Origin of the sequence: Gulosibacter sp. 10, from assembly GCF_900163695.1 — a bacterium.
GTDB lineage: Bacteria > Actinomycetota > Actinomycetes > Actinomycetales > Microbacteriaceae > Gulosibacter.
This window is the reverse complement of the sequence record NZ_FUIC01000011.1, coordinates 95,155-111,619: the sequence shown is the minus strand read 5'-3', so window position 1 is coordinate 111,619 and position 16,465 is coordinate 95,155. Positions and strand designations below refer to the sequence as shown.

Below are 16,465 nucleotides of genomic sequence, written 5' to 3'. Positions count from 1 at the left end.
CGTCAGCCGCTGAGCCCCTCGAGGCGCTGCAGGCGCAGGAGCCCCTGCGGGTCCGGCGCGGCCGGCGCCGAATCCGCGAGCTCGCGCAGGCGCCGCTCGGCATCCCCGACGTCCAGGTCCATGCCGATGGCCACCAGCTCGCCGGGCTCGGGCGACTGCCGGAGCCGGGCGACGTGCACCATCGAGCCGACCACGTGCACGACGTACGCCTGCTCGGAGCGCGGGCCGCGCACCCGGACGCGGCCCTTCATCCGGTAGGCGCCGGCGGGAGGGTCCTTGAGCAGCGCCGCGAGCGCGCCCGGCGCGACGGCGTCGGGGAGCTCGACGGCGGCGGATGCGGCGTGGCGGTGCTCGTGCGCGCCCGCGGCCTCGCGCAGCAGCTCGGCGATGGGCAGCTCGTCGACGGGATCCTCCTCGGCGCTCGCGTCGAAGGCCAGCCGCGGGTCGATCCCGCCCCGGTCCGCGACGACGATCTGCGCGCGCGGATTGCGCATCCGCACCCGCTCGCGGATGCGCGCCGTGACCTCCTCGCGCTCGCCCTCGGGCAGGAGGTCGGTCTTGCCGATGACGACGAGCGTCGCGGCCGCGTAGCGCGAGGGCGGCTCCTCCTCGACGTCGACGGTGCTGAAGTGCTCGACCGCATCCACGACCTCGATCAGGCCGCCGTGGCGGACGCCCGGCACGTCGCAGAACCGGATGATGCGGGTCAGCGCGATGGGGTCCGCGGCCCCGCTCGCCTCGACGAGGATCGCATCCATCCGCAGCCTCGGCTGCGAGAGCTGCTCGAGCGCGTCGTCGAGGCCGCCGGAGTCGGGCAGGCAGCAGAGGCATCCGCCCGAGATCGTCGCGGCCTCGTCCACCTGCCCCGTGACGAGGCCGGCGTCGACGTTGATCGCGCCGAAGTCGTTGATCACCACGCCGAGCCGGGCGCCCGGCTCGCGGAGGAGGTGGTTGAGGAGGCTGGTCTTGCCCGCGCCGAGATGGCCGCTGATGACGATGACCGGGACCGTGCCCGCCTGCGCTCGGGTGCTCATGCGGCGGGATCCTCCGGGTCGCGTGCGGGCGGCTGCAGCGGGTCGCCGACGGATTCGCCGATGATGAGGTGCGTGCGGACGGAGACGACGCCCGGGAGTCGGAGCACCCGGCGCAGCACGATGGCGCTCAGCGCGTCGTGGTTCGGCGCGGCGATCTCGACGACGAAGTCGACATCGCCCGCGATGGTCTGCACGCGCACGACGTAGGGCACCTCGCCGAGGCGCTCGACGAGATCCGCGCCCTCGGGCGTCGCGCCCGTGTCGACCACGAGCAGCGCGCGCACGGGCAGCCCGGCCGCGGCGAGATCCACGCGGGCCGAGTACCCCGTGATGACGCCGCGCTCGGTCAGGTGCCGCACCCGCTCGTGCGCCGTCGACCGCGAGACGTGCACCTCCTCGGCGAGCGCCCGGATCGACAGCCGGGCGTCGCGCCGCAGCGCGCGGACGATGGCTCGGTCGATCTCGTCCATCGGGCTCCTCTCCGGCTCGTGCCACCATCTTCGCAGCCCCGGCTCCGTCTTCGCCCGGTCTTCGCCCCCGTCTCCGCTCGGCCATCGCCCGCCGCCGATCCGTCCCGATCCATCCGTGCCGGGGATGCACCGGGGCCGCGAGGCGGCGGCGCGGATCGGTTCGGTCCCGGTGCGAGCCCCTCCGGGCGCGAGCGCGGGCCCGCCGCGCTATGCCGTGCGGTTTCTCGCGCGCTATCCCATGCCCGGCGGCAGGTGGATCGTCGCGCCATCCGAATCGATGCTGACGATCATGCCGCCCATGGTCCGCCACTCGAGCAGCCCGCCTTCGTGCCGCACCGAGCCGATCTGGCTCCCATCCGCCGTGACCAGGGTCCCGTTGCCCCCGGCGTCGTCGCTCTCGGTCTGGAAGAGCAGGACCCCGCCGTCGGCCGAGGAGGCGACGAAGAGGCCGAGCGGCAGGTCGGTCTCCTCGTAGCTCTCGCCGGACTCCGCGAACCGGAGGGCGCTCTCGTCGTCCCAGTAGAGGAGCACCTCGCCCTCCGCGTCGGAGGCGAGGATGTCGGTGCGCAGCAGGTCCTCGACCGGGTAGAGCACGAGCTGGGTCTGGAGCGGCGCGGTGCCGATGCGCTCGCCCTCGACCTCGCCCACGAGCGCCCCGTCGAGCCCGTATCCGCGGGTCACCTCGTCTTCGAGGAAGTCGGGGCGCCCTGCCACGACATACCCGTCGACGGCCCACTCGATCTTCGGGAACTTGATGCCGCCCCCGTCGACCGGCACCTGCGACGCCTCTCCCGATGCGGCGTCGACGAGGGTCGCGTCCGTCGAATCGCGATTCGTGCAGGCGACCAGCGCCGCCGCGGTCTCGCAGTCGACGTGGAAGTCGAGGTCGACCTGCCAGGCGAGCGCGCCGTCGCGATACCCCAGGAGCTCGTGGCGCCAGCGGTCCTCGCCGGTCTGATCGGCGCCGTCCTCCTTCTCCACCGAGGCGAGGTAGACGAGCGTGTCGCCCGCGAAGCCGACGACCTCGCCGCTGTAGCCGAGGTCGTCCAGGGTGTAGTCGGTCTCCCCCGTCGCGATGTCGACGCTGTGCACGAGGTTCCCGCCGCCCTCGGCAGGGCGCTCGAACAGCGCGACCGCTCCGTCCTTCGCGTGATCCCGACCGCAGTCGACGTCCTGCACGGACCACAGCTCGGACTCGTCCTCGAGGCGGATCGCGGTCACCCGGTCCTCGCCGTCGGGCGCGTCCTCCCAGGAGATCGAGACCACCGCGACGCCGTCGTCGATGGCGCAGAGCTCGCCCTGCAGCTCGCGCGTTTCGAGCGTGCCGCCGTCGGCGTCCGCGTAGTCGGGGGCGAGCCACACGCCGGGGTCCGCGGGGACGGGGCTGGTCGGCTCGGGAACGGCGTGCGAGGCGCAGCCCGTCAGCAGCAGCAGTGAGATTGCCGACCCCGAGACGGGCCCGAGCATCGACCGTCCGCGTCGTGTCCTCGATGTTCGCATGCCTGCCGCCCTCCGATCGCCGTATCCGCCTGCAAGAAGAGTATGACGCGGAGGTTGCCCGCAGGTTGCCGACGGCAGGCCGCGGTGCGCACCGCGTCGAGCGGCCCCGCCCCGCCCGTATCGGCTTCGCCCCGCAGAAGCCTCGTCGGGGAATACGTGATTCCGCGCGCTTCCCGGGTCGTCTGCGGTGTGTGCGATCGACGGCTGGCGCCGCCGCATCCCGCGATTCGACCCGCTCCCCGGGGCTTCTGCGTCGAGGCGCTCGTGCGGGTTTCGCGGATGCGCTCCTCGTTCGCAGTTCCGATGGGCTCGTCCGGTCCTCGCCGGTACGCGGGAACCGGATGGGCATGAGCGGCTTACCAACTTTTGGTATCGTCTGAACATGGCGCAGAACACCTCGATCAGTCTCGACGATCACTTCGCGGACTTCCTCGCCCGGGAGGTTTCCTCCGGACGCTATCGATCGGCCAGCGAGGTCGTCCGCGCCGGGCTCCGCCTGCTCGAGGATCAGGAGACGCGCCTGGCCGCCCTCCGCGCCGCTCTCGTCGAGGGGGAGGAGAGCGGCCGCCCCGAGCCCTTCGACTTCGACGCGTTCATCGCCGCGAAGAAGGCATGAGCCGCTATCGGCTCACTCCGGCCGCGCAACGCGACCTCTCCTCGATCTGGGATTTCACCGAAGAGCGCTGGAGCGCCCGCCAGGCCGAGATGTACATCGGCGAGATCAGGGCGGCCATCGAGCGGATCGCCGACGACCCCCGTCGGGGCCGCTCCTGCGATGAGATCCGCGAAGGGTACCGGCGGTACGGCATCGGCAGGCATCTGCTCTTCTACACCGCCGATGCCGAGAACGTCGACGTGATTCGAATTCTGCATCAGCGCATGGATCCGGCTCGCCATCTCTAGGCCGGAGCACCGCCTCGGGCAGCCCCGCCGACCGCTCGGCCTTCTCGATGCACCCGCTACATCGGGCCGGGGCAGGCACGGCCGTCTCCCCGACGCAGGCATGGCACTCTCCATCACGGCCACGATGCGGGCGCGCGTTGACCGGCGCCGTCCGCACTATCCGCGAACCGGGACCGTCCGCACCATCTACTGCTCCTGCCTGCGGGCGGACGGCGTTCCCCGCGAACCTGCGGCCGGGACCGTGCCTCCACGCCGCACCCGAAGGCCCGGACCGCGCACTGAGCACGATCACCGCTCGCGTTGTCTGATCGCATGGTCGTTCTTCGAACAGGTGACGCATCTCTGTTCGAACATGATCGATGAATAGTTATCCACAGATCTAGATATTCCATTCGATATCTGCTTGAATCGTAGGCGAAGGGCGAGGGAGGTGTTCGACGATGACGGCGACCGCACGCGAGGAGTCGACGGAGATGCACGGCGACCTCGCACGCCTCCGCTCCTCGTTCGACAGCCTCCTCGACTCCTGGCGATCGATGGCCCCGTTCGGCACCGGCGAATCCGCCGCGGATGAGCTCGAGGCCGCCGAGGACGCCGACGTGCTCGACCTCCTGCAGGCCATCGCCCTGCACCAGCACCGGCTCGAGGCGCTCGCCGCAGCGGCCGCGCGAGAGGTGGATCGACGCTCCGATCCGGTTCGGGGCGAGGCGGCGCTGGCGCGGCGCCACGGCTGCCGCAACGGCCGAGACCTGGTCGCCGAGGTCATGCACGTCGCGAGCGGCGAGGCCGGAGCGCTCGCCCGGGTGGGAGCCGCGATCGTGGGCGACCGCGGGCTGTCGGGCGAGCGCGTGCCGGCTTCGGACGAGCACGTCGCCGATGCGCTCCGCCGCGGCGAGATCGGGCTCGCCCACTCGAACGAGATCGTGATGATGACGAAGCGGCTCGCGCCTCGGGTCGATTCCGAGGCGCTGCGCGAGGGCGAGCGGGAACTCGTCGGCGTGGCGCGCACGGGGATGCGGCTCGCGGATTTCCGCAAGGTGTGCCGCCGACTCGAGGCGCATCTCGACCCCGACGGGCTCGAGCCCGAGCTCGACCGGCAGCGCCGCCATCGGGGACTCACCTTCCGTACGAGCGCGCAGACGGGCATGCTGCACGTCAACGGCAGGTTCGACACCGAATCGGGCGCATATATCGTGCATGCGCTGCAGTCCTACACGACCTCGCAGCTGCGCACCGCCCGCGGCAGGAACCGCCCCGGCGATCCGGACGCGCCCGAGACCGGCGAGCGGACGATGCGGGGCTCTATGCCGGACAACACCGATGCAGGCCCGCGAGCCGATGCCCGTCCCGATGCCCATTCCGATGCTCGCCCCGACGCAGACGCCCGCGCCGGCGCCCCGACCTCGAACGTGCACTTCGCCCCGACCGCGCCCGAGCGAACCGGCGAGGTCGCCGCGGACACCCGCAGCCTCGCGCAGCTGCAGGCGGATGCGCTGGTCGAGTTCTGCAAGCACGGGCTCGCCTGCGATCACTCGGAGGTGCCCGGCCCGTCCACCGCAGTCGTGGTACGCGTGGATGCGCGAGACCTCGAACGGGCCGAGGCCAGTGCCCGCGCGGACCGGCGTCTCGACGACGAGGCCGCCGAGGTCGCTGCCGCGACGGGCGTTCCCTCGGTCGTGGCCCGCATGAAGAACGGCCGGCCCGCTCGCGATGCCGTCGTCCGAGCCGTGCCCGCCGATGCGGCGCAGCCCCTCGACGCGCCGCAACCAGGCCGAGCGGCACGATCCGCCGGCGCGGCGCAGCCCCTCGACGCGCCGCAACCAGGCCGAGCGGCACGATCCGCCGGCGCAGCTCGCGTCGACAGCCCGATCGGCGCCGAGGATACGGCAGCGCCCGTCGGGGCCACCTCCGCCGTCGGCGCCGCCGACACAGCAGCAGTCGACGAGACCGCCCGTGCAGACAGCGCTGTCGGCCCCCACAACAGGGTGGGAAGCGCCGGAGCAGCAGAACTACGAGGCTTCGCCGACATCGACGGCGGCACGGTCATCGACGCCGGGGCCGCGCGGCGGCTCGCCGCGCACGCCGACCTCATCCCCGTCGTCCTCGGCACCGACAGCGAGGTACTCGACCTCGGGCGCGCGCATCGGCACTTCACCCGGGCCCAGCGGATCGCGCTCGCCGAGCGCGACGGCGGCTGCGCGTTCTGCGGACTGCCGCCCGGCATGACCGAGGCGCACCACATCGACTGGTGGTACGCGGATCACGGCAAGACCGACCTCGACAACGGCGTGCTGCTCTGCACCTCGTGCCATCACCGGATCCACGAGGGCTGGCAGGTGCGCGTCGTACATCCGCCCGAGCTGCCATCGGCCAGCGCACCGCCAGGCGGGCGATCGAAGACTGCGCGACCGGATGCTGCTCGGCCGGATGCTGCTCGGCCGGATGCTGCGCCGCCCGACGCTGTGCCACCGGACTCGCGAACGGACCGGACGCTGTCCGGCGAACCGCCCAAGCGCCGCGGCGGCGGTACCGTGTGGTTCATCCCGCCATCCGATATCGACTGGCGGCGGACGCCCCGGCTCGGCGGCCGGAAGCGCTTCGACGTCGCCTACCGCCGCGCCCATCCGCCGACGCCGATCCCCGGATTCGAATAGCGGGCCGGTCTGGGGCAAGAGCGATCTCACCGTGCGATGCGCAGCAGCCCATGCCCCGTCAGGCTCCTGGCGCAGTGACCCGCCTGCCACCGCGGTCACGTCGACACGGCCGCCGCTTCACCGCTACAACCGTTGCAGCCGTTGCAGCCGTTGCAGCCGCGCTACCCAAAACGCATCCTCCGCCTTCAGGAGCACCGAGAGCGGCCCGGCATCGCACCGGACGCGAATCGACCCCATCGACGTTGACTCGCGCAGTCCCGACTCTGTTCCGGCCCTGGTGCGGCGCTACCGCAGCGCGCGGCGGAGCCGCTCCCGCTGCACGTGCCACGTGGCGTGCTGCTCGCCGTCGATGACGACCACCGGGATCAGCTCGCCGTAGCGGCGCTGCAGCTCCCGATCCTCGAGGATGTCGTGCCGCCGCAGCTCGGCGCCCGCAGCCGCGGCCTCCTGCTCGACCACCGCGAGCGCGTCCTCGCACAGGTGGCAGCCCGGCTTCTCGTAAAAGTCGACGACGCGCGCACGCGCCCCGCCGCGCAGCCGGCCGAAGAGGCTCACGGCAGCTGCACCTTGCCCTCCGGCAGCTCGCGGTCGCGATGCGCCCGCTCCCGGAGCCGCAGCGTGAAGATCGCCACCGCGGCGGCCGCGAGCGACCCGAGGATCACCCCGAGATGCGCGTACTCGAGATACGTCTCATCCCCGCGGAAGGCCAGCTCGCCGATGAGCAGCGACACGGTGAAGCCGATGCCCGCCAGGCCCCCGAGCGCGGCGATGTCCTTGAGGTTCAGCAGACTGTCCAGCCGGAACATCGGCAGCCGGTGCAGCACCGCCACCGTCAGGAAGATCCCGAGCGGCTTGCCGATGAACAGGCCGAGGAACACGCCCAGGAACACCGGGTTCGAGAGGGCGTCCCCGAACGAGCCGTCGCCCGCCGCGAACGGCACCCCGGCCGCGAAGAACGCGAAGACCGGCAGGGCCACGCCCTGGGAGAGCGCGTTCCAGTCGTGCTCCATGTCCTCCGCCAGCGAGATCTCGTCGCCCCGGCGCGGCAGGGCCGGCACCGTGAGGCCGAGCAGCACGCCCGCGATCGTCGCGTGCACGCCCGAGCGCAGCATGAAGTACCACGCCAGCACGCCCAGGGGGATGAGCAGCCAGCGCGGGTTCCAGCCCCGGTTCACGCAGAAGGCGTACAGCGCGATCACGAGGATCGACGCGGCCAGCCACAGCAGCGACAGCGACTCCGTGTAGAAGATCGCGATCACGATGATGCCGAGCAGGTCGTCCATGACCGCGAGCGTCAGCAGGAACACACGGAACGGCGAGGGCAGGCCCTTGCCGAACACCGCGAGCAGGCCCAGCGCGAAGGCGATATCCGTCGCCACCGGCACCGCCCAGCCCTCGAGCGCATCCGAGCCCATGGCCGTCGCCACTATCGCGTAGGTCGCCGCCGGCACGATCATGCCGCCCACCGCGGCCGCGATCGGCAGCGAGGCCTTGCGCGGATCCCGCAGCGAACCCGTCACGAACTCGCGCTTGAGCTCGATGCCGACCACGAAGAAGAAGATCGCGAGCACCCCGTCGCTCGCCCAGTGCGCCACCGTCATGTGATCGATGCCGATCGCGGGGATCGACAGGTCGAAGTCCTTGACCACCGTGTACCAGGGCGCGAGCGGCGTATTCGCGATGATCATCGCGATCACCGCGGCGATGAGCAGGAGCGTGCCGCCGACCTTCCTGGAGTTCAGCCGCTCGACGAGGGTGAATGTGTCGTCGGGACGCTTCGCGTTCGCTGCCATGGATGGAGAGCCCCCTCGCTGCTTCGGAATCGCCGGGACGGCGCGGGCCGGCGGCCCGGCACGATGCGAGTCATCCTACGCTCGCCCCGCTCGACGCCTCAAAACGGCGGCGACGGAAGTGGCTCGTCCGCTCCACGACGGCGGAAGGCGCCGACCAGAACGGTCGGCGCCTCCCGCCGAAGAGCCCGAAGACTACTTCTTGTTGCGACGCTGGTGACGAGTCTTGCGAAGCAGCTTGCGGTGCTTCTTCTTCGACATGCGCTTGCGGCGCTTCTTAACGACAGAACCCATAGTGTTTCCCTCAGATTGGTATAGACGGTGCGGTCGAAGGCGGATGTGGCGGACCCGCGGCAGCAGACCGTCAGCACCTTCGAAAATCGCGCTCGGATCAGTTTACACCGGCCGCGCGAATCCGCCGCGCGACGGCCGCCCGATACGCTCAGGCGCTGCGCTGATCGCCTTCGGTGGCGGCGCGGATGGCATCCTTGACCGCCGATTCGGGCACCCGGTAGGAACGGCCGAACTTCACCGCGGGAAGCTCCCCCGCGTGCACCATGCGATAGATCGTCATCTTGGAGACGCGCATTAGCTCGGCCACCTCCGCGACCGTCAAGAAGCGGACATCAGACAGGTCATTCGACATCGGCCTTGGTCCCCTTGCTCGATCAACGGTCGTGATGCGACTCGAGCCGCGCGAAGTGGCGAGAGTCAACTGAAGTGCTTTCACAAGAGTAGAGTGTCGCGCCTGGATTTGCCACACCTCGCGGGTACACTGCCCCGCCCGCGCGCGGATGCCCCGTTGCCGTCGCACCGAATGGGAGTAGCATCGCTCCGTACCGCGCCCCGCGCATCCCCTTCCACCCGACCAGGAGCCCGCCATGCCGAGTCGCTATCGGCCTGCGCAGCACAAGCCTTCGATATGGCGACGCATCCGCGGCTGGGGTGCCCACTTCAGCACCCGCTCCCCCAGCCGCTTCGCCGTCATGGTGTTCACCGGCATCATCGCGCTCTGGACGTTCCTGTTCATGCTCCCCGCCTCCTCCGCGAGCGGCGAGCCCACCCCCTTCGCGGACGCGCTCTTCACGGCGGTCTCGACGATCTGCGTGACGGGGCTCGCGACCGTCGACATGGCGACGCACTGGTCGCCCTTCGGCAACGTGCTCGTCTTCCTCGGCGTGCAGGTCGGCGCCGTGGGCGTGCTCACCCTCGCCTCCCTGCTCGGCCGCGTGGTCACCCGCCGTCTCGGGCTCCGCCAGAAGCTCATCGCGGCATCCGACAGCAATCCGCTGCGCACGCACGGCGGCCCCGTCGCCGAGCAGCAGGCCGTCCGGCTCGACGAGGTCGGCGGCATCCTCGCCACGGCCGCGGTCTCGCTCGTCCTCATCCAGTCGATCGCGGCGCTGTTCCTCCTGCCGGTTCTGCTCGCCACCCCGGAGATCGGCCCGTGGTGGGTGGCCTTCGGCGACGCCTACTACTACGCGGCCAGCGCCTTCACGAACACCGGCTTCACCCCCAACCCCGACGGCATCGCCCCCTTCGCGAACAACGCCTGGTTCCTCGGCTGCATCGCCGTGACGGTCTTCATCGGCTCGCTCGGCTTCCCCGTGCTGTTCGCCCTCGTCCGCCGCGTCCGCACCGGGCAGCGCATCGGGGTGCACGTGCGCCTCACCATCTGGACCACCCTCATCCTGCTCGTCGCGGGCTGGCTGCTCATCTACCTCCTCGAGTTCGACAACCCCGACACCCTCGGCAAGGAGGACGCCTGGTTCGCCCCGCTCAACGCGGGGTTCATGTCGACGATGACGCGCTCGGGAGGCTTCTCGACGGTGGACATCGCCGAGATGAGCGACTCCACCCTGCTGGTCATGAACATGCTCATGTTCGTCGGCGGCGGCTCCGCCTCCACCGCGGGAGGCATCAAGGTGACCACCCTCGCGATCCTCTTCCTCGCCGCCGTGGCCGAGGCCAAGGGCTCCGCCGACATCCAGGTGTTCGAGCGCCGCATCCCCATCGACGTGCTGCGCCTCGCCGTGGCCGTGGTCCTGTGGGGCGCGACGATCATCGCGGTGAGCTCCATCACCGTCATGCACCTCTCCGGGGCCGAGTTCAAATACGCCCTGTTCGACACGATCTCGGCCTTCGCCACCTGCGGGCTCTCGACCGGCCTCACGGCCGAGCTGCCCGAATCCGCAACCTACGTGCTCACCGCCACCATGTGGCTCGGCCGCGTCGGCACCGTCACCTTCGCGGCCGCACTCGCCTCCCGCCAGAAACGGCAGCTCTACACGCTGCCCGAGGAAAGGATCATCGTTGGCTGACCCCATCCCGCCCAACGCCCCCGCGCTCGTCATCGGACTGGGCCGCTTCGGCGCGGCCGTCGCCGGGCAGCTCGACCGCCTCGGCCGCGAGGTGCTCGCGATCGACGTCGACGCCGCGCTCGTCCAGAAGTGGTCGGAGCGCGTCACGCACAGCGCCCAGCTCGACGCGCGCAACATCGACGCACTCAAGCAGATCGGCGCGAAGGAGTTCTCCATCGCCGTGGTCGCCGTCGGCACCTCGCTCGAGGCGAGCGTGCTCATCACCGCGAACCTCTCGGACCTCAAGATCCCGCAGATCTGGGCGAAGGCGATGTCGAGCACCCATGGCCGCATCCTCAAGCGCATCGGCGCGAACCACGTCATCTACCCCGAGGCCGAGGCAGGCGAGCGCGCCGCGCACCTCCTCAACGGCCGGATGCTCGACTTCATCGCCTTCGACAACGACTTCGTGCTCGCGAAGATGTACCCGCCCAAGCCCGTGCGCAACCTGTCGCTGCGGGAGGCGGAGATCCGCTCCCGCTACAACGTCAGCGTCATGGGCGTGAAGTCGCCGGGCTCGGAGTTCAAGACCGCGACGCCGGACACGGTGATCTCGAACCTCGACCTCATCATCGTCGCGGGCAACGGCGAGCAGATCGAGCGGTTCAGCGCGCTGCGCTGACGCACGGGATGCCCGCCCTGCGCCGCCGCGGCGGGGCCTCTCGGCGACGTCACGGGGCGTCGCGATCCGCCCGCGCTTCGATAGGCTCGACGCATGCGCATGAATGTGGAGTCCTTCAACCTTGACCACCGCGAGGTCGCGGCGCCGTACGTGCGCGTCGCCGACCGCAAGGAGCTGCCCGGGGGCGACGTGCTCGTGAAGTACGACGTGCGCTTCGCCCAGCCCAACGAGGAGCACCTCGAGATGCCGGTCGTGCACTCCATCGAGCACATGACCGCCGAGCTCATGCGCAACCACACCGACAGGCTCATCGACTTCTCCCCCATGGGCTGCCAGACCGGCTTCTACGCGCTCACCCTCGGCGTCGAGCCCGAAGCCTTCCTCGAGCTGCTCGAGACCACCTTCCGCGACCTGCTCGACGCCGAGGCGGTGCCCGCGGCGAACGAGGTGCAGTGCGGATGGGCCGAGAGCCACACGCTGAGCGGCGCGAAGGACGCCGTCGCCAAGTTCCTCGTCGCCCGCGACGGCTGGTCGCAGGTGGAGCGCGAGGCCGCGCAGTGACCTCCGCGCCCGTCTCCGGGCCGGTGCTGATCGCCTGCGCGATGGACGAGGAGGCCGCGGCCTTCGCGCTCGAGGACGCGCAGGAGCTCGAGCCGCCACTGGCCGGCGTCGCCGCCCGGCGCGGGCGGCTGCAGAGTCTCGACGAGCGCGCCCCGGGGGCCGAGGTCGTCCTCCTTACGACGGGGATCGGCCTGGTCGCCGCCGCGGGCGCCGCGACGTGGGCCATCGGCGCCTTCGCGCCACGCGCCGTGATCTCGGCCGGCACGGGCGGCGGGCTGCCCGCCGACATCGCGGTGGGCGACGTCGCCGTCGCCGAGTCCTGCACCTACGGCACGGCGGATGCGACCGAGTTCGGCTACGAGCGCGGCCAGGTGCCGCGGCAGCCCGTGCGCTTCGCCGCGGCCGAGCCGCTCGTCGAGGCCGCCCTCGCCGGAGCCCCGGCCGCGCTCAAGGACCATCTCGAGCGCGCTGGCTCGGGGCAGGCGGACGCAGGGCAGAGCTGTTCCGAACAGGATGCTCCGGAGCAGGACGGTGCCGAGCGGGACGACTCGGGGCAGGACGGCTCGGGGCAGGACGACTCAGGGCGGGACAACTCGGAGCAGACCGCCGCCGCGCACCCGACGACGCCGGGGCCCGTCCCGCACGCCGCCGTCCGCCTGGGCCGCATCCTCTCGGGCGACACCTTCGTGACCGCCCGCAACGTCGCCGACATGCGCGAGGCCTTCCCCGACGCGGTGGCCGCCGACATGGAGTCCTGCGCGATCGCCCAGACCGCGGCGGCCTTCGGCGTGCCCTTCATCTCGGTCCGCGGCATCTCGGACCTGTGCGGCCCCGTCGCCGGCCAGGACTTCCACATGGCCCTCGACGAGGCCGCCGCCCGCAGCGCGGCGGCCGTCCGCGGGCTGCTCGCCGCGCTGGGCTGAGCCCGGGGACGACGGACGTCGGCCACGGAGACCGGCCACGGGCGCCGGCCCCGACGACGCCGGCCCCGGCGGTGCCAGTCCCCGCAGCTCCGGGCCGGCGGCGCCCAGCCGATCCCGCCGGACCGGCGCCCGGCGGCCCCGGGTCAGCGCTCCCCGGGATCCTCGGCGAACTGCAGCAGCACCTTCGAGGAGCGCGAGGAGTCCGCGGCCACGGCGAAGGCCTCCTCGGCGTCCGCCGCGGGGTAGACGTCGCTCACGATGGCGTCGAACCGGTCGTCCCGCGCGAGCAGGCGGATCGCCTCGTCGAGCTCCACGTCGAACCGCTGCGAGCCGCGCAGGGTCACCTCCTTGCTCACCATCGGGGCGAGCGGCAGCGTCAGCGGCCCGGCCGGCAGCAGCCCGAGCTGCACGATCGTGCCCCCGCGGCGCACCCAGTCCAGGGCCGAGGCGAGCGAGCGGATGCTGCCGGAGGACTCGATGACGAGGTCGAAGGACTCGGCCCCGGGGAGCTCGTCCTCGCCGAGCAGCACCGTCCGCGCGGCGCCGACCGCCCGCGCCGCGCCGAGCGCCCTCGGCACGAGATCGGTCGCCGTGATGTCGGTCGCACCGCGCTCCGCGAGCGCCGCGATCGCGAGGCATCCGATGGGCCCGGCCCCGGCTACGAGCACGCGGCCATCGACGCGGCCGCCGGCGAGCGCGACGCCGGCCTGGCCGATGCCGTGCAGCGCCACGGCGAGCGGCTCGGCGAGCGCCGCGCGGCGCAGCGGCAGCCCCTCGGGCAGCGGGCGCAGCTGCGCGAGTCCGACCGTCGCGTACTCCGCGAATCCGCCCTGGGTGTGGGGCGAGGTGGAGGCGCTGCCGAGGTACGTCCCCCCGTGCGCGAGGTGGAGCCCTCGGCCCTCCTCCCCGCCCGGCGGCGGGGTCGGCGTGGCGGGATGCACCGCGACGCGGTCGCCGACGGCCGCGCCCGTCGCGCCCGGCCCGAGCTCGTCGACGATGCCGACGATCTCGTGCCCCAGCACGAGGGGCTCCTCGATGGCGTAGATCCCGTTCCTGCCGGACTGCGCGTAGTGCAGGTCGCTGCCGCAGATCCCTCCGTAGACGACCCTGATCCGGACCTGCCCCGGTCCCGGCGGGAGCGCGTCGCGCTCCCGCAGCTCGAGGCCTCCGCCGGGGTTGGCGATGACGGCGTGCATGGTTCTCCTCTTCGATCTCGATGGATGCGGCCCGCGGCGGGCCGCCGGGATGGTCCCGACGCCGAAGGCGGCACCGGTGCCCGCGGCGGGGCGCCGATACCGCCTTCGACTCGGCCTGGAGGATCGCTACATGGCGTCCTCGTCGACCGTGAGGTTGCGCCCCTTGACCTCGGGGCTCAGGATCGCGGAGATCAGGCCGATCGCGGCGAGCAGCGCGATGTAGGCGCCGATGACCCACCAGTGGCCGATGGCGGCGAGCAGCGCGGCGATGACGAGCGGCGCGATGCCGGCGCCGGCCAGGCCTCCGAGCTCCTTCGATGCGGTGACGCCGGTGAGGCGGTGGCGGAGGCCGAACATCTCGACCATGTACGCCGACTCGGTGGCGTACATGCCCTGCACGCAGACGCCGGAGGCGATGAGGAAGGCCGCGATGATCGCGAAGGTGTTGCCGCTCTCGATCATCATCACGCCGGGGAAGGCGAAGATCAGCTGGATGGCGGCGAGCACGATGAACACGCGGCGGCGGCCGACCTTGTCGGTGAGGATGCCGATGAGCGGGATCGCCACGATGCCGAAGAGCGAGGAGATGAGCAGCGCGGTGGCGCCCATCGACTGGGTCTGGTTCGGCAGTGTCGCGATGTAGCCCACGAGGAAGACCTGGTAGAGCGCGCTCGTGCCGCCCTCGCCGATGCGCAGGCCGAAGCAGACGAGGAAGGAGCGCCAGCCCGACTTGAAGAAGTTCTTGTAGACCTCGGACATCTTCACGGTGCGCTGCCGCTCGGCCACGGACTCGAAGACGTGGCTCTCCTTGACGCCCTTGCGGATCCACAGGCCCAGGATGGTGAGGAAGATCGAGCCGAGGAAGGGCAGGCGCCAGCCCCAGCTCATGAGCTGCTCCTCGGGGAGCATCGAGATGAGCAGCCACACGAGGGTGGCGAGCAGGTTGCCCGAGTTGGTGCCGAAGGAGACGAAGGAGCCGACGAAGCCGCGGTGCTCGCGGGGCGCCGACTCGACCATGAGCGAGGAGGCGCTGGCGAGCTCGGCGCCGGTGGCGAAGCCCTGCGTCATGCGGCAGACGATGAGCAGCAGCGGCGCGAGCACGCCGACCTGCTCGTAGGTGGGCAGCAGGCCGATCGCGAAGGTCGCGATGCCCATGAGCACGATCGTGAGCACCATGATGACCTTGCGGCCGATCCGGTCGCCGATGGCGCCGAGGATGAGCCCGCCGATCGGGCGCACGATGAAGCCGACCGCGTAGGTCGCGAAGCCGGCGATGAAGCCGACCGCGGGAGGCAGATCGGAGTAGAAGAGCTGGTTGAAGATGAGCGCGGTCGCGAGACCGTAGATGACGTAGTCGTAGTACTCGAGCGTCGTGCCGAGCGTGCCGGCGACCGTCGCCCGCATGATCTGAGGCCGCGTCGGTGCGGCGATGTTCTCGGTGGATGTATCGACCATGGAACCTCTCCTTTGAGGTCGTAGAGAGTGCTCGGCCCCGGTCTCCCCGGGGCCGAGCGGTTGGATGGGGTGGTTACTCGAGCCCCTCGGGGAGCACGGGCGTGGCCTGCTGCGTGTTGCCGATCGACTGCAGGCGGGTGGCGGTGAGGGTGATCTCCGAGACGGTCGTGCGTCCGGGGATCGTGATCGCGGCGAGCGTCGCCTGGGCGACGTCCTCGGGCTGGATGAACCAGCGGCGCATCTCCTGCGGCGGCGGGGTCGGGCGGCGGTCGAGGATCGGGGTGTTCACGACGCCCGGCAGGATGCTCGTGATGCGCACGCCCTGGGCGTGCTCGTCGCGGGCCGCACCGCGGGCGAGGCCGATCATGCCCGCTTTCGACGCCTGGTAGGCGGCGCCGGAGTGGTCGGGCCAGAGCGCCGCGACGCTCGAGATGAGCACCGCGTCGCCCGCGTTCTCGCGCAGCTGCGGCAGCGCGCCGCGGAGGAAGTAGAAGGCGCCGTTGAGGTTGACGTCGATGAGGTCGTCCCAGGCGTCGAACTCCACGTCCCCGAAGGTGCGCGGGTTGATGTTGCGCCCGGCGGCGATCACGAGCGTGTCGATGGGGTCGTTCTCGGCGAGCTCGTCGAGCAGCGCCTGCACGGCGTCGCGGTCGGACACGTCGAGGGAGTGGGGCACGAACCGTCCCGACTCGACGTACTCGCCGCCCACCGCCCTGAGCTCCTCCTCGCGGCGCGCCACCGCGTGCACGCGGGCGCCCTTTTGCACGAGCGTCTGCGCGATCGCCGCGCCCATCCCGCTCGATGCGCCCGTGACGAGCGCCGTGCGCCCCTCGACGTTGCCGAGTTCGCGCTGATGCGAATCCAGTTTCATGTCTGCCTCCTTTGGCGTAGGCCGTATCGGTGTCGGGTTCCGGGTACCGATCCGAAATCTGCGGCCCTCGTCTGCGACATGGAGATATTGGCACAGGATGGACGATGTGCGCAATAGGTGATAATT

At 71.4% G+C, this 16,465-nt stretch carries 17 protein-coding genes; 7 read left to right on the top strand and 10 right to left on the bottom strand.

The window, feature by feature from the left end; genetic code table 11:
* Nucleotides 1-2: 2 nt before the first annotated feature.
* The 3 genes from FM112_RS04130 to FM112_RS04120 form a co-directional block, all read right to left on the bottom strand.
* Complete coding sequence (locus FM112_RS04130) at nucleotides 3-1,034, bottom strand: GTP-binding protein (protein WP_087003873.1); 1,032 nt, start codon at nucleotides 1,032-1,034, stop codon at nucleotides 3-5.
* A complete protein-coding gene (locus tag FM112_RS04125) occupies nucleotides 1,031-1,504 on the bottom strand; it encodes an Lrp/AsnC family transcriptional regulator (RefSeq protein WP_087003870.1) in 474 nt (157 codons plus the stop codon). Before FM112_RS04125 ends, FM112_RS04130 begins: the two co-directional genes overlap by 4 nt.
* A 231-nt stretch (nucleotides 1,505-1,735) precedes the next feature.
* Nucleotides 1,736-3,004: a hypothetical protein gene (locus tag FM112_RS04120; RefSeq protein WP_176386657.1), complete on the bottom strand. Its 1,269-nt coding sequence runs from the start codon at nucleotides 3,002-3,004 to the stop codon at nucleotides 1,736-1,738.
* Between the two features lie 382 nt (nucleotides 3,005-3,386).
* On the opposite strand from FM112_RS04120, the gene FM112_RS04115 reads away from it, so the two are divergent.
* The 3 genes from FM112_RS04115 (at nucleotide 3,387) to FM112_RS17500 (ending at nucleotide 6,561) form a co-directional block, all read left to right on the top strand.
* Entirely contained in the window at nucleotides 3,387-3,620 is a 234-nt protein-coding gene (locus FM112_RS04115) for a type II toxin-antitoxin system ParD family antitoxin (RefSeq protein WP_087003864.1), read from the top strand.
* Nucleotides 3,617-3,907 carry a type II toxin-antitoxin system RelE/ParE family toxin gene (locus FM112_RS04110; RefSeq protein WP_087003861.1) on the top strand — a complete coding sequence of 97 codons (291 nt, stop codon included), beginning with the start codon at nucleotides 3,617-3,619 and terminating at the stop codon, nucleotides 3,905-3,907. Before FM112_RS04115 ends, FM112_RS04110 begins: the two co-directional genes overlap by 4 nt.
* Before the next feature lie 440 nt (nucleotides 3,908-4,347).
* Nucleotides 4,348-6,561: an HNH endonuclease gene (locus FM112_RS17500; RefSeq protein ID WP_254910367.1), complete on the top strand. Its 2,214-nt coding sequence runs from the start codon at nucleotides 4,348-4,350 to the stop codon at nucleotides 6,559-6,561.
* A gap of 285 nt (nucleotides 6,562-6,846) precedes the next feature.
* On the opposite strand, the gene FM112_RS04100 is transcribed toward FM112_RS17500, so the two are convergent.
* The 4 genes from FM112_RS04100 to FM112_RS04085 form a co-directional block, all read right to left on the bottom strand.
* Nucleotides 6,847-7,116, bottom strand: a complete 270-nt coding sequence (locus FM112_RS04100; RefSeq protein ID WP_087003856.1) for a glutaredoxin family protein — start codon at nucleotides 7,114-7,116, stop codon at nucleotides 6,847-6,849.
* Entirely contained in the window at nucleotides 7,113-8,354 is a 1,242-nt protein-coding gene (gene nhaA / locus FM112_RS04095; RefSeq protein WP_087003853.1) for a Na+/H+ antiporter NhaA, read from the bottom strand. The genes FM112_RS04100 and nhaA overlap by 4 nt, the downstream gene beginning before the upstream one ends.
* A gap of 192 nt (nucleotides 8,355-8,546) precedes the next feature.
* A complete protein-coding gene (locus FM112_RS04090; RefSeq protein ID WP_019174583.1) occupies nucleotides 8,547-8,645 on the bottom strand; it encodes an AURKAIP1/COX24 domain-containing protein in 99 nt (32 codons plus the stop codon).
* Nucleotides 8,646-8,793: 148 nt separating this feature from the next.
* Nucleotides 8,794-8,997 carry a helix-turn-helix domain-containing protein gene (locus FM112_RS04085; RefSeq protein ID WP_087003850.1) on the bottom strand — a complete coding sequence of 68 codons (204 nt, stop codon included), beginning with the start codon at nucleotides 8,995-8,997 and terminating at the stop codon, nucleotides 8,794-8,796.
* Nucleotides 8,998-9,232: 235 nt separating this feature from the next.
* Here FM112_RS04085 and FM112_RS04080 point away from each other — a divergent pair, with 235 nt between their 5' ends.
* From FM112_RS04080 to FM112_RS04065, 4 genes are all read left to right on the top strand, one after another.
* The gene (locus tag FM112_RS04080) at nucleotides 9,233-10,672 is read left to right on the top strand and encodes a TrkH family potassium uptake protein (RefSeq protein ID WP_087003847.1); all 1,440 of its coding nucleotides are present in this window, start codon (nucleotides 9,233-9,235) and stop codon (nucleotides 10,670-10,672) included.
* Entirely contained in the window at nucleotides 10,665-11,333 is a 669-nt protein-coding gene (locus FM112_RS04075) for a TrkA family potassium uptake protein (protein WP_087003844.1), read from the top strand. Before FM112_RS04080 ends, FM112_RS04075 begins: the two co-directional genes overlap by 8 nt.
* 93 nt (nucleotides 11,334-11,426) lie before the next feature.
* Entirely contained in the window at nucleotides 11,427-11,894 is a 468-nt protein-coding gene (locus FM112_RS04070) for an S-ribosylhomocysteine lyase (protein ID WP_254910366.1), read from the top strand.
* Nucleotides 11,891-12,817: a 5'-methylthioadenosine/S-adenosylhomocysteine nucleosidase gene (locus tag FM112_RS04065; protein WP_217874415.1), complete on the top strand. Its 927-nt coding sequence runs from the start codon at nucleotides 11,891-11,893 to the stop codon at nucleotides 12,815-12,817. The genes FM112_RS04070 and FM112_RS04065 overlap by 4 nt, the downstream gene beginning before the upstream one ends.
* A gap of 143 nt (nucleotides 12,818-12,960) precedes the next feature.
* Here the strand turns inward: FM112_RS04065 and FM112_RS04060 are convergent, their stop codons facing one another.
* The 3 genes from FM112_RS04060 to FM112_RS04050 form a co-directional block, all read right to left on the bottom strand.
* Entirely contained in the window at nucleotides 12,961-14,013 is a 1,053-nt protein-coding gene (locus FM112_RS04060) for an alcohol dehydrogenase catalytic domain-containing protein (RefSeq protein ID WP_087003838.1), read from the bottom strand.
* Nucleotides 14,014-14,139: 126 nt separating this feature from the next.
* On the bottom strand, nucleotides 14,140-15,468 hold the full coding sequence (locus FM112_RS04055; RefSeq protein ID WP_087003835.1) for an MFS transporter: 1,329 nt from the start codon (nucleotides 15,466-15,468) through the stop codon (nucleotides 14,140-14,142).
* Between the two features lie 73 nt (nucleotides 15,469-15,541).
* Nucleotides 15,542-16,339 carry an SDR family oxidoreductase gene (locus FM112_RS04050; protein ID WP_087003832.1) on the bottom strand — a complete coding sequence of 266 codons (798 nt, stop codon included), beginning with the start codon at nucleotides 16,337-16,339 and terminating at the stop codon, nucleotides 15,542-15,544.
* Between the last annotated feature and the right edge of the window lie 126 nt (nucleotides 16,340-16,465).

What these genes read in the sequence shown, in the direction of transcription:
- FM112_RS04070 (WP_254910366.1), top strand. Translation starts at nt 11,427, where the DNA reads ATGCGCATGAATGTGGAGTCCTTCAACCTTGACCACCGCGAGGTCGCG.
- FM112_RS04125 (WP_087003870.1), bottom strand. Translation starts at nt 1,504, where the DNA reads ATGGACGAGATCGACCGAGCCATCGTCCGCGCGCTGCGGCGCGACGCC.
- FM112_RS04130 (WP_087003873.1), bottom strand. Translation starts at nt 1,034, where the DNA reads ATGAGCACCCGAGCGCAGGCGGGCACGGTCCCGGTCATCGTCATCAGC.
- FM112_RS04120 (WP_176386657.1), bottom strand. Translation starts at nt 3,004, where the DNA reads ATGCGAACATCGAGGACACGACGCGGACGGTCGATGCTCGGGCCCGTC.
- FM112_RS04060 (WP_087003838.1), bottom strand. Translation starts at nt 14,013, where the DNA reads ATGCACGCCGTCATCGCCAACCCCGGCGGAGGCCTCGAGCTGCGGGAG.
- FM112_RS04090 (WP_019174583.1), bottom strand. Translation starts at nt 8,645, where the DNA reads ATGGGTTCTGTCGTTAAGAAGCGCCGCAAGCGCATGTCGAAGAAGAAG.
- FM112_RS04055 (WP_087003835.1), bottom strand. Translation starts at nt 15,468, where the DNA reads ATGGTCGATACATCCACCGAGAACATCGCCGCACCGACGCGGCCTCAG.
- FM112_RS17500 (WP_254910367.1), top strand. Translation starts at nt 4,348, where the DNA reads ATGACGGCGACCGCACGCGAGGAGTCGACGGAGATGCACGGCGACCTC.
- FM112_RS04110 (WP_087003861.1), top strand. Translation starts at nt 3,617, where the DNA reads ATGAGCCGCTATCGGCTCACTCCGGCCGCGCAACGCGACCTCTCCTCG.
- FM112_RS04115 (WP_087003864.1), top strand. Translation starts at nt 3,387, where the DNA reads ATGGCGCAGAACACCTCGATCAGTCTCGACGATCACTTCGCGGACTTC.
- FM112_RS04080 (WP_087003847.1), top strand. Translation starts at nt 9,233, where the DNA reads ATGCCGAGTCGCTATCGGCCTGCGCAGCACAAGCCTTCGATATGGCGA.
- FM112_RS04050 (WP_087003832.1), bottom strand. Translation starts at nt 16,339, where the DNA reads ATGAAACTGGATTCGCATCAGCGCGAACTCGGCAACGTCGAGGGGCGC.
- FM112_RS04085 (WP_087003850.1), bottom strand. Translation starts at nt 8,997, where the DNA reads ATGTCGAATGACCTGTCTGATGTCCGCTTCTTGACGGTCGCGGAGGTG.
- nhaA (WP_087003853.1), bottom strand. Translation starts at nt 8,354, where the DNA reads ATGGCAGCGAACGCGAAGCGTCCCGACGACACATTCACCCTCGTCGAG.